The sequence below is a fragment of the Chryseobacterium salviniae genome (assembly GCF_035819015.1).
In the GTDB taxonomy this organism is placed as follows: domain Bacteria; phylum Bacteroidota; class Bacteroidia; order Flavobacteriales; family Weeksellaceae; genus Chryseobacterium; species Chryseobacterium salviniae.
On record NZ_JAYLAA010000020.1, the window covers coordinates 40,225 to 63,458 of the forward strand.

Here is a 23,234-nt window from a genome sequence, read left to right on the forward strand (position 1 = left end):
GGCTGTCAAGCAATAGCTTTAGCTTATTTTAGGCGGTAGCCAAATGGAGAAAAAGCCCGAAGAATAATAGGCTTGTTTGAAACCGAATTTTTGCTTTTTGGCTGCTGCAAATAGATTTTTTGCTTTTAATTCGATTACGATTGGTAAATTTAGAGAAGTGGTTGAAGCACCGCATCTGCAAGAGCTGTGCTTACAATTGCCCCCGCAGTCGTGACCATCCTTGCATTTTTTGCAGGACTTATCCTTGCAACTGCTTTTATGCTCTGATTTTTTGGAATGCTCTTTTTCGCAGGAAGCCTGCTCTGTCCTTGTTGATTTTTTTGAACAAGCATAGCTCTGAGTGGGGATTAAAAAGAACCCCAAACAGATTAATGTTATAATGCCAATATGTATTCTCAAATTTTTCAACACAGCAAAGTTACAAATAAGATTATTTTTTTTTGATGGATTTCTCCGATTTTTTGATATTTTACTAAGAATACCTGTCAAAACTGTATTCTTTTTGCTATTTTATAGAGGTAGAATGCCCTTTTCAAAAACCTCATCAGATGAAAGACCAGGTTTGAAAAGGGCATTTAAATTCATTGCTTTAAACGTTCAAAGGTTCTATTTTAAATCCTGCCTTTTGCACTGTTTCAATTACCTGTTCTTCGGTAATTCCTTTGGATTTTACGGTCAGCACTTTGTCATTGTTCGTAGTGTCCACCTCCCAATGGCAAACGCCTTCGGCTTCATTCAGGAACGGGGTTACTTTTGCCACACATCCCCCGCAATTAATGTTCGTCTTAAATTGATATTCTTTATTTTCCATCGTCTTAAAATTTTGATTGTTGTTTGATACCACAAATTTCAGCACTATACCGTTCTGTATTATTGTGGAATTTCTTATTTGATTTGTGATATTTAATGTTTTACTTTTTCCACTTCAACCGCAGGCTGTTAGTTACCACGCTCACGCTGCTCAATGCCATTGCCGCACCTGCAATCATCGGGTTTAGCAGGAAACCGTTTATCGGATATAAAATACCTGCGGCAATGGGAATACCGATTAGATTATAGATAAACGCCCAGAACAAGTTTTGCTTGATGGTGTCTACGGTCTGTTTTGAAAGTTTTATTGCCTGTGGTATTTTGGTAAGGTCCGATGAAATGATGGTCATTTTGGCAACGTCCATTGCAATGTCCGAACCTTTGCCCATTGCAATGCTCACGTCGGCTGTTGCCAAAGCCGTACTGTCATTGATGCCGTCCCCAACCATTGCTACAACTTTGCCTTTGCTTTGCAACTCTTTTACAAAATCGGCCTTGTGCTGTGGCAATACTTCTGCCTTGTAATGCCCAATTCCGGTTTGCTGTGCAATGGCTTTTGCAGTGGCTTCATTATCGCCGGTGAGCATATACAATTCTATACCCATATCCTGCATTTGCCGGATGGCTTCTACGGATGTTTCTTTGATTTTATCGGAAATGGCGATAACGGAAAGTGCCTGTTTGCTGTCGGCAAACCAAATAACTGTTTTGGATTGTTTTCCCCATTCATCCGCTTGCTTTTGCAGTTGCTCCGCAATGGTAATGTTGTTTTCTGCCAATAGCTTTTTATTGCCTACAAAATAGGTTTCGTTGTTGTGATTGGCTTTTGCACCTTTTCCTGTAATACTATCGAACAGTGATAAAGTAGTGGTTTGTACACCGTCTAAATGTTTCACTACCGCTTCTGCCAATGGGTGTTCGGATTGCTTTTCGATGCTTAATAAAATATCTTTCGTTGCATCATCATTGTTTAGCCATTCGATACCTGTTACCTCTGGTCTACCCTCTGTTATCGTTCCTGTTTTATCTAAAATAATGGCATCAACTTTTTTGGCTAATTCCAAACTTTCGGCATCCTTTATCAGAATACCGTTTTCAGCACCTTTGCCAACGCCAACCATTATAGCGGTAGGCGTAGCCAATCCCAAAGCACAAGGGCAGGCAATAACCAATACCGTAACAGCCGCTAACAATCCCTGAACTATGCCATTGTTGCCGCCTAAAATAAACCATAGGATAAATGTGAGAATAGCAATCCCTATCACAACGGGAACAAAAATTCCTGCAATCTTATCTACCAACTTTTGTACTGGTGCTTTACTGCCTTGCGCATCCTGAACCATTTTGATGAAATGGGCAAGCATTGTTTCCCTTCCGACTTTAACCGCTTTGAATTGGAAACTTCCTTTTTGGTTAATCGTTCCCGCAAATACTTTTTCGTTTTCTTTTTTCTGTACAGGTACAGGCTCGCCACTCAACATACTTTCATCAACGTAGGAACTGCCCGAAGTAACCATACCGTCCACCGCAATCTTTTCGCCCGGCTTTACAAGAATAACATCGCCTGCGTTTACCTCTTCAATAGCGGTTTGTTTTTCGGTTCCATTCGCTTGTATAACAATAACGGTCTTGGGTTGTAAGCCCATCAGTTTTTTAATGGCTGAAGAGGTATTGCCTTTGGCTTTTTCTTCCAATAGTTTCCCTAACAGGATAAATGCGACAATTACGGCTGCTGCTTCAAAATATACGTGGGCGTGTAGTCCTCTCTGATGCCAAAAATCTGCAAACAACATATTGAATACGCTGAACAGATAAGCGATACCTGTACTCAATGCTACCAGTGTATCCATATTGGCTGAACGATGTTTTGTCTGCTTCCAGGCATTGATGAAAAAATCCCTGCCTAACCACAATACAACAGGAGTAGAGAACAGCCACATTATAGGGGTTGCATAGGGCATATCCATAAAGAACATTGCTATCAATACAACAGGCAATGACAGCGCAATAGCCCATACGGTTTTAGTCTTTAGCTTTTGGAACTTTTCAGCGTGGATAGCTTCTAATGTTTCCTGCTGCTTATTTTCTTCTTCTACCAGTAAATCGTAACCTATGGACTGTATCGCCTTTTGCAGTTTGGTGGCATCGGTCATATTGAGTAGGTATTCCACGGTAAGATTTCCCGTAGCAAAGTTTACGGATGCTTCTATAACGCCCTCCTGATGCTTTACAATACTTTCTACACTGCCTGCACAGGATGCGCAGGTCATTCCCAATACAGGGAATGTATGTTTTACAGTAGAAACGCCGTAACCTAAATCTTTGATTGCTTTTACCGCTGCGCCTATCGCTGCGCTGTTATCTACCGTGATAGCTGCCCTGCGGTTGTTTAGCTCTACTTTGTGGGTTTCGATGCCTTTGACCTGTGCCAATCCTTTTTCAACGATTAACGCACAATGTTCGCTTTCTACATCTTCTAAGGGAAGATAAATAGTTTCTTTATTATTCGTTGCCATATTTGCCTGATTTAATTAACAGTACAAAATTGGCTATTATATGGGTGGGTGCTATTGTGAAATTTTGGAATTTATGTGTAAGATTTACAAACTATCCAATGGCTTCCTTTTATCTTCTTTTATCTGTTTGAAATAGCTCGGTGTCAGCCCTGTAACTTTTTTGAACTGGTTGCTTAGGTAGGACACACTCGAATAGTTTAAACGAAAGGCAATTTCACTCAAAGAAAGCTCATCATATACCAATAGCTCTTTTACCTTTTCTACTTTTTGGGCAATAAAGTATTTTTCAATGGTAGTACCCTCTACCTCCGAAAAGAGATTAGATAAATAATTATAATCGTGGTGCAGTTGACTACTTAGCACATCCGAAAGATTGGTTTTGGCGTGGTTGTCCTGATGATGCACAAGGTCAATAATTATATTTTTTATCTTTTCAATTATGCGGCTTTTTTTATCGTCAATAAGTTCAAAGCCTAATGGAATTAAAACCTTATCTACATTATTTTTTTCTTCGGATGTAATCTCTTTATCCAATACTACCTCTCCAAGTTTGATTTTTTTTACGTTCAGACCTAACTTATCCAATTCATTTTGCACCACCATAATACAGCGGTTGCAAACCATATTTTTAATAAAGAGTGTACTCATATATACCTTTTTACGACCTTAACAAAGGTACAAATTAATCTTTGGCATCATACCATTCTACGCCAAATCCCGCCTTTCAAAGCCAAACCCTGCCACTTCTGCAAAGGGGCTTATGTACTGCTATAATTTTAGGATTTAAGTAAAATTCTAAACAAAATAAGTATGGATGTACAGCAAAAAGACCTGTCGTATTTCAGATTACGACTGCAAGAATTATTAAACAGCAGCTTTCCTGAAAAGGCGCACGACCAAAAATTTATTGACCAACGGTCTTCGTGGGCTGCCAATGCTTATGAGGGTGCTTTCCGTTCGGGAAACGCCATTGAGCAATGCGACGAAATAGCCAACTACATACTTTTTGAGGGCTTGCACTTCTCCAAGTTCAACACGGTTTTCAAAGTGGTATGCAATGAGTTTGATGCCATAATGGCAGACGAGGAGCTGCGACCGTTCGCCCTTAAAATGTTCCCCGTTTGTGAGCCTGTTTTCGCAGGATATGAATTAACCGATGATTTCGCCAACGGAAATGAGTTTGATGTACTCTATACCGAACTGACCGGAACCATCTCAATATGGATTGAGGAAAATGGGCTTCAGTAAGCGGTTCCATATCCAACAGAATATTGATGCCCTGCGAATTGTTTTTAAACTGGAAAAGGAGAAACGGCAAGCCACCGTAGGCGAAAGACTGCTAATGATGCGATACAGCGGATTTGGCGGTCTTAAATTCGTTCTGAACCCCGTAGAAAACGAAATAGACATCAATCATTGGAGAAAAACAGAACACGACCTTTTTCCACTCACGCAGGAACTCCACCAACTACTCAAAGAAAATTCCGAAGACGATAAGCAATACCGCAAGTATGTGGATAGTATGAAAAGTTCCGTACTGACGGCTTTTTATACCCCACCAAAAGTTATAGATGCCATTTCATCTGCCTTGCGGGATAATGGTCTGCACATTGATAAATTCCTCGAACCCTCCGCAGGTATCGGTTCATTCATCCAATCCTTTTCGGAAAATCAGAAAGCCAGTGTTACCGCTTATGAAAAGGACTTGCTTACAGGCAAGATTTTAAAGCAGCTTTACCCCGAAATCAATATCCGTATAAACGGCTTTGAGGAAATCCCCGAAAGGGAACAAAACACCTATGATGTAATCGCCAGTAATATCCCTTTTGGCGATACTTCCGTATTTGACCTTTCTTATTCACGCAGTAGAAACAGCGCAAAGGAACAAGCTGCCCGAAGCATACACAATTACTTTTTTCTGAAAGGTGCTGATATGCTCCGTGAGGGCGGTTTGTTGGCTTACATCACTTCACAGGGCATTCTGAACAGCCCTAAGAACGAACCCATACGCAGGGCGTTGATGCAGGATAATAATTTGGTTTCGGTTGTAAGATTGCCTAACAACCTGTTTACCGAATATGCAGGTACGGAAGTCGGCAGCGACCTGATTATCCTGCAAAAAAATACGGCAAAAGAAAATCTGACCGACAGGGAAGATCTGTTTTGCCAAAGCAAGCCATCTGAATACAATACGCCTGGCAATGCGCTCTTTCAGGACAGTACAAGAATTATCCATACCGACCAAAAATTAGATACCGACCCATACGGGCAACCTGCCTTAATCTATACGCATAAAGACGGTGTTGAGGGCATTGCCAAAGATTTGAAGCAAATGCTTTCCGAAGATTTTGGAAAGCATCTGAATTTGAGTTTATACAAAGGCGAACAGAACGACGAGCCTGTTATACAAATTCCTATTGAACCAAAAGTTACACCTCCGGTCATAGACCCTGTAATCATTCAGCAAAAGCCGCAACCTGTACCTACTCCGGTAGTCCGTCAGGAAAGCCCGCAGGAATTAAAGCAACTAAGCATTTTTGACTTGTTTGAAAGTGCGGGAGAACCTGTAATGGTTCTTGCTCCACCTAAAAGAACTACCCAAGCCAAAAGGCAAAGCACTAAAAAAAGAAGAGGTACAATAGGTCGTCAGCCCGACCTGTTCAGCAGTGCAAGGCAGCAGCCCTATACACCGCTAAAATCCAATGGTGATATTAACGGAACCGACCAGGTTAACGGCAAAAAACAGGAAGCTATCAGCGACCTGTTTTCACAAATAAACGGAAATGGCCAGTCTGATAAGACAGCCATTACCGCTATCAATATTAATGCTATTCCTGAACCTGCCCCGTATAGTGGCGAACTGCAATCATTCCATCGTAACGATTGTCTTGTGGTGGATAACGGTTGGGTAGGTTATCTGCAAGAAGTAGAAAAGGAAGATGCAAAAGCAATCTTTCATCCATTGCAATTACCATCGGCACAGAAAGCAAGAGCCGAAGCCTACATAGCTGTAAGGGACAGTTATATCAACCTGTACCAAAAAGAAGCTGAAAAGCAGACCGAACACAAGGCAGAACGGGAAACCCTGAACCTCCTGTACGATGGCTTTGTCAAAAAATACGGTAATCTCAATGCTGCCGACAATGCCAAGCTGATAAAGACAGACAGCGCAGGTAAAGAAATTCCTTATCTGGAGCGTATCATTGGCGGCATAATCCATAAAGCGGATATATTCAGCCGTCCTGTTAGTTTCTCTACGACCACGTTAGCAACCGATAATCCCGAAGAGGCATTAGCCGCCTCGCTGAATAAATACGGCAACGTGGATTTGGACTTTATGTCCGAAATCAGCAGCCTGCCTGCCGATACCCTGAAAGAAGCCTTACACGGGCGGTTGTTCTACAATCCGCTACAACAGGAATACGAAATAGCCGAACGGTGGATTGCAGGCAACGTAGTTGAGAAAGCCGATGAAGTAAGAGCCTATCTTGAAAACAATCCTGATGATACCGAAGCCAAAGAAAGCCTTACCGCTTTAGAGGAAGCCCGACCAAAACGGATTGAATTTGAGGAGTTGGATTTTAATCTCGGCGAACGGTGGATACCTACCGGAATTTATGCCCGTTTCGCTTCGCACCTGTTCGATGCGGATGTATTGGTTCATTATTCCGAAAGCTCCGACGACTTTTCTGTGAAATGTCATCGGGGCAATATGCACATTTGGGAAAAATATGCTGTCAAAGCGGAAAGCCGAACATTTGACGGTATTGCCCTGCTCAAACACGCCCTTGTCAATACTACGCCTGATATAACCAAAAAAGTGATGGTTGGCGACCAAGAGGTCAAAGTACGGGATATGGAAGCCATACAAATGGCGAACACCAAGATTGATGAAATCCGTACCGCTTTTACCGACTGGCTACACGCACAGAACGATGAGTTTAAAAACAGGCTGACCGACCAGTACAACGACACCTTTAACTGTTTCGTTCGCCCGAACTATGACGGAAGCCATCAGGAATTTCCGGGATTAGACCGCAAGGGTGCAGGCATTGAAGACCTGTATTCAAGCCAAAAGGACACGGTTTGGATGATAAAACTGAACAACGGTGCTATCTGCGACCACGAAGTAGGCGCAGGAAAAACGCTGATAATGTGTACCGCAGCGCAGGAAATGAAGCGTTTGGGATTAGCCCATAAACCGATGATAATCGGACTGAAAGCCAATATACCTGCTATTGCTGAAGACTACCGAAAAGCCTATCCACACGCAAAAATCCTTTATCCAGGTATTGATGATTTTACGCCTAAAAAACGCCTGCGCATTTTCGGGGATATTAAAAACAACGATTGGGATTGTGTGATACTCACGCACGACCAGTTCGGAATGATACCTCAATCGCCCGAAATACAAAAGGAAATCCTCGAAATAGAATTAGACAGCGTAGAGCGCAACCTCGATGCCCTGAAATCGCAAGGCAAGGAAGTGACAAGGGGAATGCTCGCCGGGGTAATCAAACGAAAAGAAAATCTTGAAGTAAAGCTGAAAACGCTGCAACACGATATTGAAAACCGCAAAGATGATATTGTGGACTTTAAGATGATGGGCATAGACCATTTGTTTGTGGACGAAAGCCACCAATTCAAAAACCTGATGTTCAACACCCGTCATACACGGGTTGCCGGATTGGGTAACGTGGACGGCAGCCAAAAGGCACTGAACCTGCTTTTTGCAATCCGCACCATTCAGGAGCGTACCAATGCGGATATGGGCGCAACCTTTCTTTCGGGTACGACCATCAGCAATTCATTAACGGAGCTGTACCTACTGTTCAAATATCTGCGTCCCCGTGCATTGGAAAAACAGGGCATTCATTCTTTTGATGCGTGGGCAGCTATCTATGCAAGGAAAACGACCGATTATGAATTTTCGGTAGCTAACAATATTGTCGCAAAAGAGCGTTTCCGCTACTTTATCAAAGTGCCGGAACTGGCGCAGTTCTATTCTGAAATCACGGATTACAGAACGGCAAAGGATATTGGTATTGACCGACCGAACAAAAACGAAATCCTTTATAACATACCGCCAACGCCCGACCAAGAAGCCTTTATTCAAAGCCTGATGCAATTTGCCAAAACAGGCGATGCAACATTGCTCGGAAGATTACCACTATCGCAAAGCGAAGAAAAAGCAAAGATGCTCATTGCTACGGACTATGCCCGTAAAATGTCGCTCGATATGCGTATGGTAAGCGGTATTTACGACGACCACCCCGACAACAAGGCTTCGCATTGTGCGGCAAATATCGCCAAGTATTACAACCAGTTCAACGCACAGAAAGGAACGCAGTTCGTTTTCTCTGATTTGGGAACTTATAAGCCGGGCGAATGGAATGTGTACTCCGAAATCAAACGCAAGCTCGTGGAAGACCACGGCATACCTGCGCACGAAGTAAGGTTTATTCAGGAAGCAAAAAATGATAAGCAACGTAGGGAACTTATCAACGGGATGAACGAGGGCAAAATCCGTGTGCTGTTCGGTTCTACGAGTATGCTCGGAACTGGCGTTAACGCACAGAAAAGAGCCGTTGCCGTTCATCATTTAGATACGCCGTGGCGACCGTCTGACCTTGCCCAAAGGGACGGGCGGGCAATTCGGAAAGGCAACGAGATTGCCAAATTCTTCGCCGATAATAAAGTGGATGTGATTATCTATGCCGTTGAAAAATCGTTGGATAGTTACAAGTTCAACCTGCTGTACAACAAGCAGCTTTTCATCGACCAGTTAAAGACCAACAATCTGACCAAAAGAACGATTGACGAGGGAAGTATGGACGAAAAATCGGGAATGAACTTTTCAGAATACGTGGCAATCCTGTCAGGAAATACAGACCTGTTGGATAAAGCCAAACTGGAAAAACAAATTGCCGGACTGGAAAGCGAAAAGCAGGCTTTCAACCGTTCAAAATCCAGTGCTAAGTTTAAGGTGCAGGATTATACGGAAATGCTGCAAAGCACTCAATCCCGTTTGAACCGGATGAGTACAGACTGGGAAAACTTACAGCAACGCCTCCAAAAGCGTTCGGACGGTACAATCGAAAACCCTGTGCTGTTGGATGGTTTGCCGCCCAATGCAAATCCGAAACAAATCGGTGCGAAGCTGAACGAGATTGCGGACAAAGCCCGCACCGCAGGTCAGTATGAAGAGATAGGCAGCTTGTATGGTTTTACGCTGTTGGTCAAAACAGAAATGTCGGAAAAAGAGGGTTCGGATATTCGGGTAAACCGCTTTTTGGTACAGGGCGAGGGAAATATCAAATACACCTACAATAACGGTCTGATGGCAAAGGACCCTGAAACTGCCACAATGAATTTTTTAAGGGCTTTGGAAAAGCTGCCGGGCTTTGTAAAACAGGAACAGGAAAAAATCGCTGAAATACAGAAAGACCTACCTATACTTCAGGAAGTGGTTAACGGTACGTGGTCTAAAGAAAGTCGATTGAGTGAACTTAAAACGGAACTGGCAGCCGTAGAAAGGAAGATACAGCTTTCAATAGAACCTGTTAAGCAAGGGGAAGCAGTCCCGGAGCAGGTAGAAAAGCAGAAAGAAGCTCCAAAGGTTCAGGAAAGTATTATACGGACGAAAGGTGTTCATCTGTCGCGTGGCGTATTGTAATGGTCGTTTACTTTTCGTCCTGTTCGTCCATTTTCTTTATCAGTGCTTCACACAGGCTGTCAAGGAATTTCGTCCGGTTTATCTTACGGGCTTTCAGTTCCATAAATGTGTGGTAAAAATCGCCTAATTCAATATTGAAGGCATCTTCAAAAGTTTTAGCTATCAATTTTATGTCTGCATTCCCATTGTTAAATACACCGTGGGAGTACAGTGCATAAATCAATTCTGTAAGTGCTGTTTTGCTTGCTGTCCATTTCAATGAATTGTCCGAACCCTTTTTCACATTGATGTTATTCAGCCTGTCTTCCAAATAAACTTGTATCAGGTCATTGGCAATTATCTTGGCAACCTTATAATCGTGCGAAGTAGAAAAGCGGTGGTCTGCCTCGAAATAAAAAGTGTCCAACCATAACCTTATATCGTGCTTCCCACGTACAAAAAACTTCTCGTCAACGAAAGAATTGTTACTGCGGTAATACTTGTAAAAATCAAGGTTATTCTCAAAGAACCTTTTTAGCTTTTTTAGTTCTTTGGTAAAATATTTCTTGGTGCGCTTGTTTCCATACGGTCTTCTCGTTTCTATTTTATAGATGGAATTGTAGTAAATGAGCTTTGAAACAATAACAGGTTTCTGATACTTGAAAAAATGGATTTCCTCTTCCATATTTTTAAAGTCGTGCTTCAATACAAATTCCTTTAAATCGGCAAGGCTTTGAATGATAAGCTCTATAACCGCTTCTATTCTTTTTATCGGGCAGTCGGTTTCAATCTCCAGTTCCTGAATTGCAGTTTCTAATTTATGTAATATTTCATTATAGAATTTGTCCATTTAATTTACATTGGATGATGTTCCGGTTATTAAAAAAATGCCTAAATCATAATATTTAGGCATTTTCCTATTTGTTGAATAGGAAAATCAGCATTACATCTAACTTGTTTTCTTGTAATTCATAATCGCAAAGCCATTCAGGAACAAGGCAAAGCCAATCATAATAACAAAGTGATATTTGATGTCGGCAAAACCGCTTCCTTTCAACACAATCATTCTCACTACATCAATAAAGTATGTTACAGGGCTGCACTTTGCTATGATGTAAGCCCATTGCGGCATTCCGTCAAGTGGGGTGAATAACCCACTCATCAGCATAAAAATCATAATGAAGAAAAAGGCTACCGACATTGCTTGTTGCTGCGTATCGGCAAATGTGGAAATGAGCAAGCCTAAGCCTAATAAAGCCACTAAATAAATTGCCAAGTAGCTGTACAACAAAAGCAAACTTCCGACAGGAACAATGCCGTAAACAAAACGTGCTACAATGAGCAAGCCGATACTGAAAATAAACATACCGATTACCCAAAACGGAATGAGCTTGCCTAATACAAACTGATATTTCTTAATGGGTGTTACGTTGATTTGTTCTATCGTTCCGACTTCTTTTTCTTTTACAATGTTCAATGCACACATATAAGCCCCTACCATTGTTACCAACACAACCAAAATACCCGGAACCATAAAAAACCGATAGTTCATAAACGGATTGAACCAATTTGATGAAGCAACGGTAATAATAGGTGCAGTATTAAACTTATCGGGTTGCACCCATTGCAAGCGAATATCATTATTGTATGCCGAAATAATCTGTGCGAGATAAGCTCCGCCTAAACCCGCTTTTACGCCATTGATTGCATTAACGGCAATAAATAATTTTTGCTCATTTTCACGAACTAAGTTTTTTTCAAACCCCTGCGGTATTTCCAAAATCAAATCGGATTTATCTTTTTCAATCTGATTAAATGCACTTTGAAATGAATTTCCGTAATCTGCCAATTGGAAATATCCCGAAGCGGTAATTTTTGAAATCAGCTTTTGTGAGTAGGTAGAATGGTCGTGGTCAACGATTGAAATGTTAATGTTCTTCACTTCGTAATCTGCTGCCAAAGGAAGTATCAATAACTGAATTATCGGTGCTGCCAAAATCAACGGCAACAACGACTTGTTTCGGAATATTTGCTTAAATTCCTTTTGTAGCAAAAACTTTAATGTTCTCATACCAATCTTATTTTAAATTTTCTGATACTCACTATCAGCAAAAAGCAAGTCATTCCAAACAGGATAAGCGTTTCTTTCCAAATGGCAGAAAAGCCCAAACCTTTTATCATTATTGATTTTACGATGATGTAATACCATTTTGAGGGTACTGCATTGGCAATTATCTGAAGCGGATAAGGCATATTTTCCAATGGAAACATAAAACCTGTGAACAGCATTGTAGGCAACATCATACCCATCATAGAAATAAGCATTGCCGTTTGTTGCGACTGTGTTACGTTTGAAATCAATAAGCCTAATGAAAGTGCTGTAATAATCAGTAAAGTACTTGCTCCGAACAGTAACAGAATGCTACCATTTATAGGCATATCCAAAAGTGTAACGCTTAATACAAGAATTATCGTAAGATTGATTAACGACAAAAACAAATACGGAATGGCTTTTGAAATAATAACTAAAAATGGATTGAAAGGCGAAACCAATAGCACTTCCATTGTACCTGTTTCTTTTTCCTTGACAACGGAAACTGCGGTCATCATTACACAAATCAGCATTAGCACCAATGCCATTACGCCCGGTACAAAGTTGGTTGCTCCTTTCAATTCGGGATTGTACAACATTCGCAGTTCGGGAACTATACGGAATGGCATTGCTTTGTTTTTCATCAACTCCTGCTGATAATCCATAATGATATTGGTTGCGTAATTGGTTAATGTGTTGGCAGTGTTGGGGTCGGAAGCATCGGCAATAATCTGTACCTGTGCTTTGTTCAGGTGCAATAAGTCTTTGTTGAAATTGGCAGGGAAAATGATTGCCAATTTTATGTTTCCCTCTTTAAATGCTTCTTCAATTTGTTTGTGGCTTATTAATGTTTTCTGAATTTCAAAATTCCTGCTTGCTTCTATCTTGCTGATGATTTGTTGCGTGGCTTCATCTTTAGCATAATCGCAAATAACGATTTTGGAATTTTTGATTTCGTTTGTGAGGGCAAAACCAAATAAAACAATCTGCACAATGGGCAAGCCGAATAGCATTAACAGCGTTTTGCTATCACGGAATACGTGATAAAATTCTTTTCTTACAAATGATAAAAACTGTTTCATCTTTAATCTGATTTTCGTTTTGCTCCTCTTGCCAATTCATAAAATACATCGTCCATTGAAGCGGCTGAATATTGTTGTTTTAAATTGGCAGGTGTGTCCAATGCTTTTATTACTCCGTCCACCATCATAGAAATACGGTTGCAGTATTCGGCTTCGTCCATATAGTGGGTAGTTACGAAAATGGTAATACCTCTATCGGCTGCCGAATAAATCAAATCCCAAAACTGCCGTCTTGTTACAGGGTCAACGCCTCCTGTGGGTTCATCTAAAAACACAATTTTAGGTTCGTGTATTACGGCAACTGAAAACGCTAATTTCTGTTTCCAACCCAAAGGCAAAGAAGCCACTAATTTTTTTGCTTCGCTCTGCAATCCCAATGTTTCAATCAGTTCATTGCTTTTTGCGTTTAGTTGCTTATCGGATAAACCATAAATACCGCCAAAGAATTGAATATTTTCTATTACCGTTAAATCTTCGTACAATGAAAATTTTTGGCTCATATAACCGATGTTCTTTTTAATTTCTTCGGTCTGCTTGTAAATGTCAAAACCTGCAATGGTAGCATTGCCCGATGAGGGTTTGGAAAGCCCGCAAAGCATTTTCATTGCGGTTGTTTTTCCTGCACCGTTTGCACCTAAGAAACCGAAAATTTCCCCTTCGTACACTTCAAACGTAACTTCGTTTGTAGCGATGAAATCGCCAAAACGCTTGGTTAATTTCTCTGTTTTTATTACTACTTCGTTTGTCATATCAGTTCATCAGATTTATAAAGCAATCTTCAATGCTTGGTGTGATGTGTTTGAGTTCAATGTCTTGAAAATCGGCTTCCTGCAAGGTTTGTATCAGTTCATTTTGTGAACGCTCATTATCATTTTGAAACGTGATGTGATGAAAGTCGCCAAATGAAAAACAACTTTTTATCTGTGTGTTGTTTCGCAAAGCATTCAAGAGTTTACCCATATCGTTTGCCTTTACTGCAAACAACTTGTCGGGAAACTGTTTGATGATAGTATCGGGCGTATCAATAGACATTATGCTGCCGTTTTGTATCAATGCGATGCGTTCGCAAAGCGTGGCTTCGTCCATATAAGGGGTTGAAACCAAAATGGTAATGCCCTGCTGTTTTAAGCCTTTCAGCATTTCCCAAAATTCTTTTCTTGAAACTACATCTACGCCTGTGGTCGGCTCGTCTAAAAACAATACTGTTGGGCGATGAATTAAAGCACAACACAAAGCCAGTTTCTGCTTCATACCACCAGACAATTTTCCTGCTCTTCGATTTTTAAACGGCTCTAACTGTACATAAATATCCTTTACCAAATCGTAATTTTCCGCAACGGTGGTATTGAATACGGTTGCAAAAAAGTTGAGGTTTTCCTCTACTGATAAATCTTGATACAATGAAAATTTGCCGGGCATATAACCTACATTTTTGCGAATGGCTTTATAGTCTTTTACTACGTCAAAACCATTTACGGAAGCCGTACCGCTATCGGGAAGCAATAGCGTAGTAAGTATGCGGAAAATGCTTGTTTTTCCTGCTCCGTCTGCTCCAATCAAGCCAAACAATTCGCCCTTGTTTACCTCAAAAGAAACATCGTTTACTGCCTTTACTTCGCCTTTATTGTAGGTCTTTACAATGTTATTTAATACAACGTCTGCCATTGCTATTGGAATTTTATTTCGCCATACATACCTACTTTGTATAAACCGTCATTTTTAACTTTTATCTTCACGGCATATACCATATTTGCCCTTTCGTCTTTGGTCTGAATGGTTTTGGGTGTAAACTCCGCTTTGTCGTTTATCCAAATGATTGTACCTGCGGTTTCTTTGTAACCGCCTTTGCCGTCATCGGTAAGCACTTTTACTGTTTGGTTCAATTTTGCCTGTGGTAGTTGGTCGCCTGTGATGTAAACCCTCAAAATAATGTTGGATAAATTGGCGATTTTGTAAAGCGGTTTTCCCGCTGACGTCATTTCGTTGGCTTCGGCATATTTGGAAAGTACCGTTCCACTTGCGGGATTTATGATATAGCATTTTGCAAGCTGGTCGTTCAGTTGCTCAATCTGCACCTGCAATGGCACAACGTCTTTGCCTAAGCCCTCGCTTGAAATGCTCAACGTTGATTTTTGTGCTTCGATTTGTTTTTTCAATACTTCAATCTGTGCGTTGATGTCATCTAACTGTTTGGGTGTGGCTGCATCGCCTTTTACCAAATTAGCAACTCTTGTCCTTTCTCTTTCAGCCGTTCTAAGCTGTTCCTGCAAGGCAGATAGCTGAACAGGTATATTGGGCTTTTTCCCCAAAATGGCTGTAACCTGTGCTTCCAACTGCTTTTTCTTCAGATACAACTGCAAGCTGTCTATGTAGCCAATGGTTTGTCCTGCTTCCAATGTTTGCCCCTCTTCGATGCTGAACTGCTTGATTGTGCCTGTGGCTTCCGATGAAATAATGGTTTCTTCTGCCTCAAAACTTCCCGAAGCATCAAATGAAACTTTGTTATTGTTGCAAGCAGTAAGCACTGTTGCGATGCTTGCTATCAATGCGATTGTTTTTATTTTATACATTGTTCTACTTTTTTTATTGTTACTAATTTCCTGCTGTTGTTTGAGCGTTGTACTCTGTCATTAAAAGCTGTATTTCGTGTAAAATCAAACTTTGCTTCGCCTGGTCTTCGGCATTTACCGCAATGAGGTAATCGTTTGTGGTTGCCGTACCATAAGTAAGTTGATTTTGTGTGGTGTTCTTTACGCTTTCACGAAGTATAACAATGCTCTTATCGGTTTCAATCAAATCCTGCATTTTGGTTATATCAGCGTTTTGCTGTTTCAATGTGAGGTTGGTATTGAACAAAAAAGTTTCTCGTTGTATGTCTATCAAACTTTGATTGTTAGCAAGCATTTTCTTTTCGTTCTTATAAGTATAGAAACCTGTAATGTTCCAACTCAACCGTAAACCACCGATATAGTAACCTTGAAAATCATTATCCAGCATATTCAAACCAGGTCTGCCAAAACCGCCTTGAAAAAATGCACTCAAACGAGGCAGGTTTTTAGCGGTAATCAGCTTTTCCTGTACGTCAAAGGATTTTTTCTGTAAGTCGTAAAGTTTCAGTTCGGGGCGGTTGATTGTGGGTGTAAGCATTTGCCTATGTGGTTTTTCAAGAACGGTATTTTCATCAATCGACTTGCCGATGAACAAAGCCAGCATATCGGCATAGCCTTTGCGTGTGGCTTTCAGTTCAATGGTGCGCTGGTCTGCTTTCAGCAACTCGGCTTTCAGGTTGTCGGCTGTGCTTTTCAATGCTACGCCGTTGGCAATGGCTACATTGGTTTTTTCGATGCCGCTTTTAATATCCTTTTTAAGTAGTTCGGTCTGCTGGATTTGGGCATCAATCAATAATATTCCGAAATAAAGGTTGTTGATGCGTTCCCTTAGCTTGTATAGTTCCACTTCTGTTTTTTGTGTTTCTATTTCCGAATTGGCATTGATATATTCCTTTTGGTCTTTAACGGTAAACAGGTCGGTAATGGACTGCGATACCTCGCCATATAACCTGTATTGGTCTTTGCTCATTGTAGGAATATCCACATTGGGCAATGAAATCGGGACTTGGGTAACAGCCGATTGATAGGTTGCCTGTCCTGCTATATTGAATTGAGGTAAAACCCCTTTTTGAGCGTTGGCAATAGAATATTCCTTTGTCTTTTCTATCAGCGTGTACTGCTTTATCAAAGGATAATTCTGTTTTGCCATTTCAAGGCAGTGGTCAAGGGTCAATGAATTGTTTTGTTGTGCCATTGCCCAATGGCTGCACATCAGCAATAAGCCTATCAGCCATTTTGATTTTTGTTTATGAATTACTTTAATCATTTTATTTAATTTTTAGTTTCAATCATTTGATTAACTTATGGACAAAAAAATTTATTTCGCTTTCATCATCGCTTTTATCCAAACAGGTATCAATCTTTTACGCTCCTGCATCAGCTTGTTAAACTGTGTTTCATCCAACCCGCTTATTCCCTGTAACAATGGTTGTCCGATAAAAGGAAAAACAACCAAGCTCAATAAATTCATCAAAAAATGCAATGGGTTTGGTTCGGTAATTTTTCCTTTTGCAACAGCTTCCTGATGTTGTTTGACAAATGCAGAACTCATTACTATTTGTTTGATTGGTAATTTTTCTAACAGACCGCCCGAATTGTTACGGATTTCGTTCAACATAAAAATGGGGATATTCGGCTCTTGGGTAATAAAGTCTATATAATGGGAAGCAACCAATTCTACTTTCTTTTCTAAAGAGGTTTTCTCGTCATTCAATATCGTTGCCATAGTGTGCATAAAACCCGTTACGGTTTCAAGCATTATAATATCAAACAACTTTTCTTTACTGCGGAAATAATAATTGAGCAAAGCAAGGTTAATGTCTGCTTCCTCTGCAATGTCCCTTGTACGTGTTGCCGCAAACCCTTTTTTATGGAATACGATACGAGCAGCGTTCTTTATCTTTTCTTCAGTAGAAGTGTCTAACTTCTTTACTTCTTTACTTTTAGCCATTTTACATTAAAATTCTTTTCAGTGACAAATGTAAAAACTTATTCTTGATTTATCCAAATATTTTAATCATTTGATTAAATTTAGTTTTCGAAATTATTCTTGAAACTTGATAACGAGAAGGTTAGTAATAGTGCTGTACAAAAAAACAGGGCTGTAAAAAGTACAGCCCTGTTTTTGATGGATATATCCTAAAACGCTATTATTCTTGCTGCACCAAATGTTGCAAATCCGGGTCATTTTTGATACGCTCCAATTCCATTTCGATAATCTGTACAATGTCTTGTTTTATCTGACGGTAGTTGCTTTCAATCTGCTGTTTCATTTTATCCTCGCCCTGCTCGTTTACGAAAGAAAGGATTTGCGGTATTTGCTTATAGGCTTTGGTTTCTGCTGCTACCTTGTCATTATCCACCACGATTTCAGCGTGGAAAATCTTTTGCTCGATGCGCTCATCAAAGTTATCCGATACAGAACCTACGAACATACCCTGTGTCAAAGTTGAAATTTTGGAAGCCGGAATAAGGCTGTCTAATTGTGTGGAAATTGAGGTAGATTTATCGTTGCGGTTAATGGTCATACTCTGGCGTTTCTGCAATACTTTTCCGAAGCGTTCCGAAAGGCTTTTTGCCGTTTCTCCAACCACCTGACCACTGAATATATTGCCGACGGTATTCTGTATTACCTTACTTTCTTTGTCGCCGTAATCCCTCGTTAATTGCGAAAAGTCTTGAAAGCCCAAGCATACAGCCACCTTATTACTTCTCGCCGTTGCGATAAGGTTATCCAGTCCCCTAAAATAAATTGTGGGCAACTCATCAATGATAACGGAACTCTTTAGCTGTCCTTTTTTATTAATCAGTTTTACAATCCTCGAATTGTATAAACCCAAAGCTGCGGAATAGATATTTTGACGGTCGGGATTATTACCTACACACAAAATTTTCGGCTCTTTTGGGTTGTTGATGTCAAGCGTAAAGTCATCGCCTGTCATTACCCAGTACAGTTGCGGACTTATCATTCTTGACAAAGGGATTTTTGCCGATGCAATCTGTCCCTGCAATTGGTCTTGTGCGCCACCTTGCCAGGCATCCATAAACGGAGAAAGATAGTTTTCCAAATCGGAATATGAGGTCAGAATGGTAAATACGTCCGAATACTTTTTATTCAGCAATTCAATGGCGTGCGGGAATGTACAATACTTACCATCCTCATAGATTTTCAGATACCAAATAATGGCAGCCAATAGGATAATTGGGCTTTCCACGAAAAAATCCCCTTGCTTCTGTATCCAGCTACGGTTGAGGTTCAGCATTATGGTGTAAGCCGCTTCGTAAGCGTCGGAAATGTCTGTCATAAAATCGGGATTGAGTGGATTGCACCTATGGCTCTTGCGTGGGTCATCGAAATTTATCACATAGAATTTTGGTTGAACTTTGTACTTATCCCGATGCTTCAATAAATGATTGTAGGCAATGGTGGAAAGGTCGTCAAATTTAAAATCATATATATACATACTAAAGCCTTTCTCAATCTGCTGCTTGATGTAGTTGTTTACGATGGCATAAGATTTACCGGAACCCGGAGTACCCAACACGATTGATGCCCTGAAAGGATTTACAATGTTTATCCAACCGTTGTTCCATTTGCCTTTGTAGTAAAATTTGGTGGGCAGGTTAACGGAATATTCATTTTCCATCAGCTTTGTTTCCTGTTGAAAGCTCTCGTTCTCGTTGTTGAAAACATCGTCCATTAAGTTGGTACGAAGCAAGCGGCTCATCCATACGCCCGCCATCAGCAAAGCAATATAACCTAACGAGATAGTAAGGATATACAGAAATGTGCCTATTACCGGAGATAGCTTTAACAACGGCGTGTTCAGAAAGAACAGCACAAAACCAACGCCCAAAGCCACGTAGATTTTAGCCCAGGTTATCTTCTCATTCTTTACGCCTTTCGTTCCCAAACAACTCAAAGCAAGCAAAACCAAAGCGAACGCCTTGGTATAAAGGGTATGTGAAAACAAGCCCGCCGTCCGGTCGAAATTGCCTAATATCTTGTTGATTATTTCCAACGTCCAACCACGTTCTAAAAAGAACCCGTAGCAGAACCAATAAAGGTGCATCAGCACCAAAAGAATACTGACTGCCCGCATAAAAGCCATTATTTTGGCTAAACCTCTTAAATCGTCTTCTCCCTGCATTCTTTTTTAGTTTTAATGTTCGGGCGTGAATTTAAAGGCTCTACACAGCGGCTATAAGAATGTGGCAGTCAATGGCGGTGCGTGGCAGTGTTTGGCGAAGTGATAAGAGTTGTAGCTTCTATGATCCTTTTGTATCGTAACATTTATGAAGCATCCAAATAAAAAATACTTTTAGTTGCTCTTCTGTTTTCTGTCCGTCAGCAACATTTTTTGTCCTGCTGAATTGGTGGACAAGGAACACTTCCGTAACTACAATAAACACAACAGTCTCCTTGTTTTGGTTTAAGAACTTGTTTGCATTTTTCACATTCGTAGAAATATTGGCAAGCGTCTGTCGGCATTGTTTCTTCTTTCTTGTGTCCGCAGTTGGGGCAAGTAATTGTTGATTGCAATATGATTTCCATTTGGTTTTATTTTTTGTCGGTTACAGAATATCCTGTTGAGTTAATTGCTTTTTCGACCTCAGAAATATTCGTTTTTGAGTTGTCAAATTCCACGATTGCGTTTCCTTTTTCGTATGAGGCGTTTGAACTTATTATTCCTGTCAATTTATTTACTTCGTGATTTACGTGTTCGCCACAACTTGCACAAGTCATTCCGCTAATCGTAAATTCTACTTTTTGAATATTGGATTTGTCCACCGCTATAATTTGCTTTTCTGTCTTTGGGTAGAAAATGCTTGAGTAGTATGGAAAGGCAAGCATTACGATTGCAAATGCTGTTACAATTCCTAAAAACATTTTTGACTGAATGAATTTTGGTTTTTCTTCTGTCTCACAATTGCAATCTATCTGCTTTTTGGGTTTCAACTTTTGATACCAAGCAAAACCAAGAACCAAAATTGTCAACCCGATAAAATAGGGTCGAAAAGGTTCAAGCCAAGAAAAAGTGGAAGCAAGACCGCTTGTTCCTGCAATAAGAGCCAATACTGGTGTGATGCAACAAAGAGAAGCTGCAATTGTAGTCAAAAGTCCTGCACCAATTAATTTTTTGTCAGTTTTCATATTGTTTCTAATATTTTGTTTTCGTCAAGTATTTTGAAAAATGGTTTCAGCATTTTTTCATACTCTTTAGTCAGTGAGTGAAAAATAGTTTGAGCTTCTCGTTCGGTTTCAATAAGTTTTCTGTCTTTGAGTTTCCGCAAGTGTTGTGAAACCGCTGAAATTGTCATACCAAGAATATCACTTATATCACAAACACAAAGTCGTTTTTCTTCATAAAGTAGAAAGAGTATTTTCAGTCTTACATTGTTTCCCGCTAATTCAAGTCCGTTCGATAAATAGTCAAAAGAACCGTTGAGTTCTGAAACTCGGTCTTTACAGCGGTTTATTTGTTTAATGTCTGCTTGTTGTCGTATGCAAGAATTATTGTCCATAGCACAAAGATAGTCAATTTGAGTTGTATTTAAGCAATTACTTAAATACAACTCAAATTCTTTCAGAATTATAAAGTGACAGCTCAATAAATCTTTTTAAAAACAGATTTTTAATTCCAAAATCTGACCTCTTACAGTCTTCTTTTTTTCTTCTTCATTTTGTTAGCAAAATCCTGTTCCTCGTAATCATCGCCCTGTGCTTCGGGTAACAAACCGCCAAATGCCTCAATCAAACCGTCTTCGTGTTTTTCAGTAGTATTCAGGAAGTCGAACAAATGATGAGGTTCTTCCGCAGGAAGATCTGCATCATTTGATGTGGATGTTTTTGGAAGTTGTACGACAGGTTCTTTAATCTCCGGTTTGATATTATTGTTCCAATAATCATTAAAGGTATTGGCAGAAAGTTCCTTTGCTAAGCGTGAACCGTTCCAAACCGCCTTTGAATTGTGGTCTATGAAAGTGATACCATAAATACGACCTGTATCGTTCCGGCGGACCACTACATTAATGCCCTGTTCACTCAACTGCTTTTTAAAAGCCTGCTCATCATTTGTGGATTTCAGAGCAATAGAAATTGCAGCTTTTAGGGTCTGCTTACTTGGGTGGTCTTTTAAATCCTCTTTGCATTTTGCAAAATGCAGTTCCAAAGCCGGAAGCCCTGCATTTTTACCAAACAACGAAGCCTTGAACGGATGCCCGGCTCTTTCGCCTTTCTCGTTTAAAGGAATATATAATAAGCCTTGCCGCATTTTTCCCTGCAATTCGCCCTCCACTTTTTCGGTGGTAACATTAAACAGGGAAAGCAAGGCATTGTATTCGCCCAAAGTCTGAAACTTATAATAATTCGGTAGGTGGCGGACAACCGAAGCGATTTGGCTTTTCACATCGCCTGCCCGATAATCTACCGGACGGAAAATCTTGTCGTTCTGCTTGTGTTCTTTATCGGTTGCGGGTATCAAGCCGTGTTGTCTTTCCAGTTCACGGCACACATTCATAGACCGCATTTTCTCGAATTTGTCCGAAATCTTTTTGCCCTGCTCGTCCACGCAAACCGATACAATGTGTATATGGCTGCGGTCAATATCCGTGTGTTTGAATACCACAAAAGGCTGTTCGCCGTAACCCATTTCCCGCATATACTGTTCTGCCATTTCCCTAAACTTATCATCGCTTACCTTGTCGTTCGGGTCAGGATTAAGCGAAATATGCAACGTATGTTTCTCGGTATTGCGGTTCGCTATCAGGTAAGGGGCAAAAGACTGGGCTAATTGTGCCACGGAATAATGACCGCTTGCGGTTTCAATCATCTTATTGGCAAACAAAATCTGCCCGTTTTCATTCTCTACTTTAAGCTGATTGTACGCCAATGCTCCGTATAAATTTGCGCTTCTTCCGATTTTTGCTATCATTTCTACCGCTATTTTTTCAGGTGTTTGGCTTCAAATTCCTCGCTTATTTGGATGATTTTCTGACATAGCATTGCCATTTCAGCCGTCTGCTTTTCCAGTTTGTACAGAAACGCTGCGGCTTTTTTCTCGGAAAAATTCTTGTACAGCAGCTTTACAATTTGGTTATAGTTTACACCTATGGAACGGAACTGGCTATGAAAAGAGGTCAGCCGCATATAAAAATCAACCGTTCCCTTGTCAATCTGAATGGTCTTTATGGTCTTGTTAAAGATGCAGGACGTTATAAAGTGCGCCTTTACCTGCATACCTGATTTATCAAACAGGGCAAGAAAACGGGCGTGTTCCTGCTCGTTAAAGGAAATGGTGTACCGTATTGTCGCCGGGTCTTCTTTGGGGCGGCGTCCGGTCTTTTTCAATTGCTTTTTGTTGTTATCGTTCATCACTAATCCATTTTAAAATCCATACAAAACCCTGACTTCGGAAGGTGTTTTCTGCCCCCTGCAAAGGGCAAGTTGTTTTGAGCATCGGAAATCAT

20 protein-coding genes are annotated in these 23,234 nt (G+C 40.5%); 2 read left to right on the forward strand and 18 right to left on the reverse strand.

The window, feature by feature from the left end; translation table 11 throughout:
• Positions 1 to 18: 18 nt before the first annotated feature.
• The 4 genes from SOP96_RS05710 to SOP96_RS05725 form a co-directional block, all read right to left on the reverse strand.
• Positions 19 to 489 (reverse strand): hypothetical protein, encoded by a 471-nt coding sequence (locus tag SOP96_RS05710; RefSeq protein WP_326320076.1) that lies wholly within the window; start codon positions 487 to 489, stop codon positions 19 to 21.
• 100 nt (positions 490 to 589) lie between these two features.
• A complete protein-coding gene (locus tag SOP96_RS05715) occupies positions 590 to 811 on the reverse strand; it encodes a heavy-metal-associated domain-containing protein (protein WP_100075711.1) in 222 nt (73 codons plus the stop codon).
• A 100-nt stretch (positions 812 to 911) separates the two neighbouring features.
• On the reverse strand, positions 912 to 3,326 hold the full coding sequence (locus tag SOP96_RS05720; protein WP_326320077.1) for a heavy metal translocating P-type ATPase: 2,415 nt from the start codon (positions 3,324 to 3,326) through the stop codon (positions 912 to 914).
• Positions 3,327 to 3,410: 84 nt separating this feature from the next.
• Complete coding sequence (locus SOP96_RS05725) at positions 3,411 to 3,974, reverse strand: helix-turn-helix domain-containing protein (RefSeq protein WP_002978432.1); 564 nt, start codon at positions 3,972 to 3,974, stop codon at positions 3,411 to 3,413.
• A 162-nt stretch (positions 3,975 to 4,136) separates the two neighbouring features.
• Here SOP96_RS05725 and SOP96_RS05730 point away from each other — a divergent pair, with 162 nt between their 5' ends.
• Positions 4,137 to 4,574: a DUF1896 domain-containing protein gene (locus SOP96_RS05730; RefSeq protein ID WP_002978435.1), complete on the forward strand. Its 438-nt coding sequence runs from the start codon at positions 4,137 to 4,139 to the stop codon at positions 4,572 to 4,574.
• Positions 4,561 to 10,002 (forward strand): N-6 DNA methylase, encoded by a 5,442-nt coding sequence (locus SOP96_RS05735; protein WP_326320078.1) that lies wholly within the window; start codon positions 4,561 to 4,563, stop codon positions 10,000 to 10,002. Before SOP96_RS05730 ends, SOP96_RS05735 begins: the two co-directional genes overlap by 14 nt.
• A 7-nt stretch (positions 10,003 to 10,009) precedes the next feature.
• On the opposite strand, the gene SOP96_RS05740 is transcribed toward SOP96_RS05735, so the two are convergent.
• From SOP96_RS05740 to mobA, 14 genes are all read right to left on the reverse strand, one after another.
• Positions 10,010 to 10,831, reverse strand: a complete 822-nt coding sequence (locus SOP96_RS05740; protein ID WP_002978441.1) for an RteC domain-containing protein — start codon at positions 10,829 to 10,831, stop codon at positions 10,010 to 10,012.
• Between the two features lie 99 nt (positions 10,832 to 10,930).
• Positions 10,931 to 12,052 carry an ABC transporter permease gene (locus SOP96_RS05745; protein ID WP_326320079.1) on the reverse strand — a complete coding sequence of 374 codons (1,122 nt, stop codon included), beginning with the start codon at positions 12,050 to 12,052 and terminating at the stop codon, positions 10,931 to 10,933.
• Positions 12,049 to 13,155: an ABC transporter permease gene (locus SOP96_RS05750; RefSeq protein ID WP_326320080.1), complete on the reverse strand. Its 1,107-nt coding sequence runs from the start codon at positions 13,153 to 13,155 to the stop codon at positions 12,049 to 12,051. Before SOP96_RS05750 ends, SOP96_RS05745 begins: the two co-directional genes overlap by 4 nt.
• Positions 13,156 to 13,157: 2 nt before the next feature.
• A complete protein-coding gene (locus SOP96_RS05755) occupies positions 13,158 to 13,904 on the reverse strand; it encodes an ABC transporter ATP-binding protein (RefSeq protein ID WP_326320081.1) in 747 nt (248 codons plus the stop codon).
• 1 nt (position 13,905) lies between these two features.
• Complete coding sequence (locus SOP96_RS05760) at positions 13,906 to 14,820, reverse strand: ABC transporter ATP-binding protein (RefSeq protein ID WP_002978450.1); 915 nt, start codon at positions 14,818 to 14,820, stop codon at positions 13,906 to 13,908.
• Between the two features lie 2 nt (positions 14,821 to 14,822).
• Positions 14,823 to 15,725, reverse strand: coding sequence for an HlyD family secretion protein (locus SOP96_RS05765; protein WP_002978452.1), 903 nt, complete (start codon positions 15,723 to 15,725; stop codon positions 14,823 to 14,825).
• A 22-nt stretch (positions 15,726 to 15,747) separates the two neighbouring features.
• On the reverse strand, positions 15,748 to 17,031 hold the full coding sequence (locus SOP96_RS05770) for a TolC family protein (RefSeq protein WP_002978454.1): 1,284 nt from the start codon (positions 17,029 to 17,031) through the stop codon (positions 15,748 to 15,750).
• A gap of 51 nt (positions 17,032 to 17,082) precedes the next feature.
• Entirely contained in the window at positions 17,083 to 17,715 is a 633-nt protein-coding gene (locus SOP96_RS05775) for a TetR/AcrR family transcriptional regulator (protein ID WP_002978457.1), read from the reverse strand.
• 199 nt (positions 17,716 to 17,914) lie between these two features.
• Positions 17,915 to 19,915, reverse strand: coding sequence for a conjugal transfer protein MobC (gene mobC, locus SOP96_RS05780; RefSeq protein WP_002978460.1), 2,001 nt, complete (start codon positions 19,913 to 19,915; stop codon positions 17,915 to 17,917).
• Between the two features lie 197 nt (positions 19,916 to 20,112).
• The gene (locus tag SOP96_RS05785) at positions 20,113 to 20,319 is read right to left on the reverse strand and encodes a GDCCVxC domain-containing (seleno)protein (protein ID WP_002996045.1); all 207 of its coding nucleotides are present in this window, start codon (positions 20,317 to 20,319) and stop codon (positions 20,113 to 20,115) included.
• Between the two features lie 6 nt (positions 20,320 to 20,325).
• Positions 20,326 to 20,919 (reverse strand): mercuric transport protein MerTP, encoded by a 594-nt coding sequence (merTP, locus tag SOP96_RS05790; protein ID WP_002978464.1) that lies wholly within the window; start codon positions 20,917 to 20,919, stop codon positions 20,326 to 20,328.
• Positions 20,916 to 21,290 (reverse strand): ArsR/SmtB family transcription factor, encoded by a 375-nt coding sequence (locus SOP96_RS05795; RefSeq protein ID WP_002978466.1) that lies wholly within the window; start codon positions 21,288 to 21,290, stop codon positions 20,916 to 20,918. The genes merTP and SOP96_RS05795 overlap by 4 nt, the downstream gene beginning before the upstream one ends.
• A gap of 131 nt (positions 21,291 to 21,421) precedes the next feature.
• Complete coding sequence (mobB, locus tag SOP96_RS05800; protein ID WP_326320082.1) at positions 21,422 to 22,699, reverse strand: conjugal transfer protein MobB; 1,278 nt, start codon at positions 22,697 to 22,699, stop codon at positions 21,422 to 21,424.
• An 8-nt stretch (positions 22,700 to 22,707) separates the two neighbouring features.
• Complete coding sequence (gene mobA / locus SOP96_RS05805; protein ID WP_002978470.1) at positions 22,708 to 23,139, reverse strand: conjugal transfer protein MobA; 432 nt, start codon at positions 23,137 to 23,139, stop codon at positions 22,708 to 22,710.
• Between the last annotated feature and the right edge of the window lie 95 nt (positions 23,140 to 23,234).

Bases quoted from the DNA above. Each gene is read 5' to 3' on its own strand.
- SOP96_RS05715 (WP_100075711.1), bottom strand. From the start codon at position 811: ATGGAAAATAAAGAATATCAATTTAAGACGAACATTAATTGCGGGGGA.
- SOP96_RS05720 (WP_326320077.1), bottom strand. From the start codon at position 3,326: ATGGCAACGAATAATAAAGAAACTATTTATCTTCCCTTAGAAGATGTA.
- SOP96_RS05725 (WP_002978432.1), bottom strand. From the start codon at position 3,974: ATGAGTACACTCTTTATTAAAAATATGGTTTGCAACCGCTGTATTATG.
- SOP96_RS05730 (WP_002978435.1), top strand. From the start codon at position 4,137: ATGGATGTACAGCAAAAAGACCTGTCGTATTTCAGATTACGACTGCAA.
- SOP96_RS05735 (WP_326320078.1), top strand. From the start codon at position 4,561: ATGGGCTTCAGTAAGCGGTTCCATATCCAACAGAATATTGATGCCCTG.
- SOP96_RS05740 (WP_002978441.1), bottom strand. From the start codon at position 10,831: ATGGACAAATTCTATAATGAAATATTACATAAATTAGAAACTGCAATT.
- SOP96_RS05745 (WP_326320079.1), bottom strand. From the start codon at position 12,052: ATGAGAACATTAAAGTTTTTGCTACAAAAGGAATTTAAGCAAATATTC.
- SOP96_RS05750 (WP_326320080.1), bottom strand. From the start codon at position 13,155: ATGAAACAGTTTTTATCATTTGTAAGAAAAGAATTTTATCACGTATTC.
- SOP96_RS05755 (WP_326320081.1), bottom strand. From the start codon at position 13,904: ATGACAAACGAAGTAGTAATAAAAACAGAGAAATTAACCAAGCGTTTT.
- SOP96_RS05760 (WP_002978450.1), bottom strand. From the start codon at position 14,820: ATGGCAGACGTTGTATTAAATAACATTGTAAAGACCTACAATAAAGGC.
- SOP96_RS05765 (WP_002978452.1), bottom strand. From the start codon at position 15,725: ATGTATAAAATAAAAACAATCGCATTGATAGCAAGCATCGCAACAGTG.
- SOP96_RS05770 (WP_002978454.1), bottom strand. From the start codon at position 17,031: ATGATTAAAGTAATTCATAAACAAAAATCAAAATGGCTGATAGGCTTA.
- SOP96_RS05775 (WP_002978457.1), bottom strand. From the start codon at position 17,715: ATGGCTAAAAGTAAAGAAGTAAAGAAGTTAGACACTTCTACTGAAGAA.
- mobC (WP_002978460.1), bottom strand. From the start codon at position 19,915: ATGCAGGGAGAAGACGATTTAAGAGGTTTAGCCAAAATAATGGCTTTT.
- SOP96_RS05785 (WP_002996045.1), bottom strand. From the start codon at position 20,319: ATGGAAATCATATTGCAATCAACAATTACTTGCCCCAACTGCGGACAC.
- merTP (WP_002978464.1), bottom strand. From the start codon at position 20,919: ATGAAAACTGACAAAAAATTAATTGGTGCAGGACTTTTGACTACAATT.
- SOP96_RS05795 (WP_002978466.1), bottom strand. From the start codon at position 21,290: ATGGACAATAATTCTTGCATACGACAACAAGCAGACATTAAACAAATA.
- mobB (WP_326320082.1), bottom strand. From the start codon at position 22,699: ATGATAGCAAAAATCGGAAGAAGCGCAAATTTATACGGAGCATTGGCG.
- mobA (WP_002978470.1), bottom strand. From the start codon at position 23,139: ATGAACGATAACAACAAAAAGCAATTGAAAAAGACCGGACGCCGCCCC.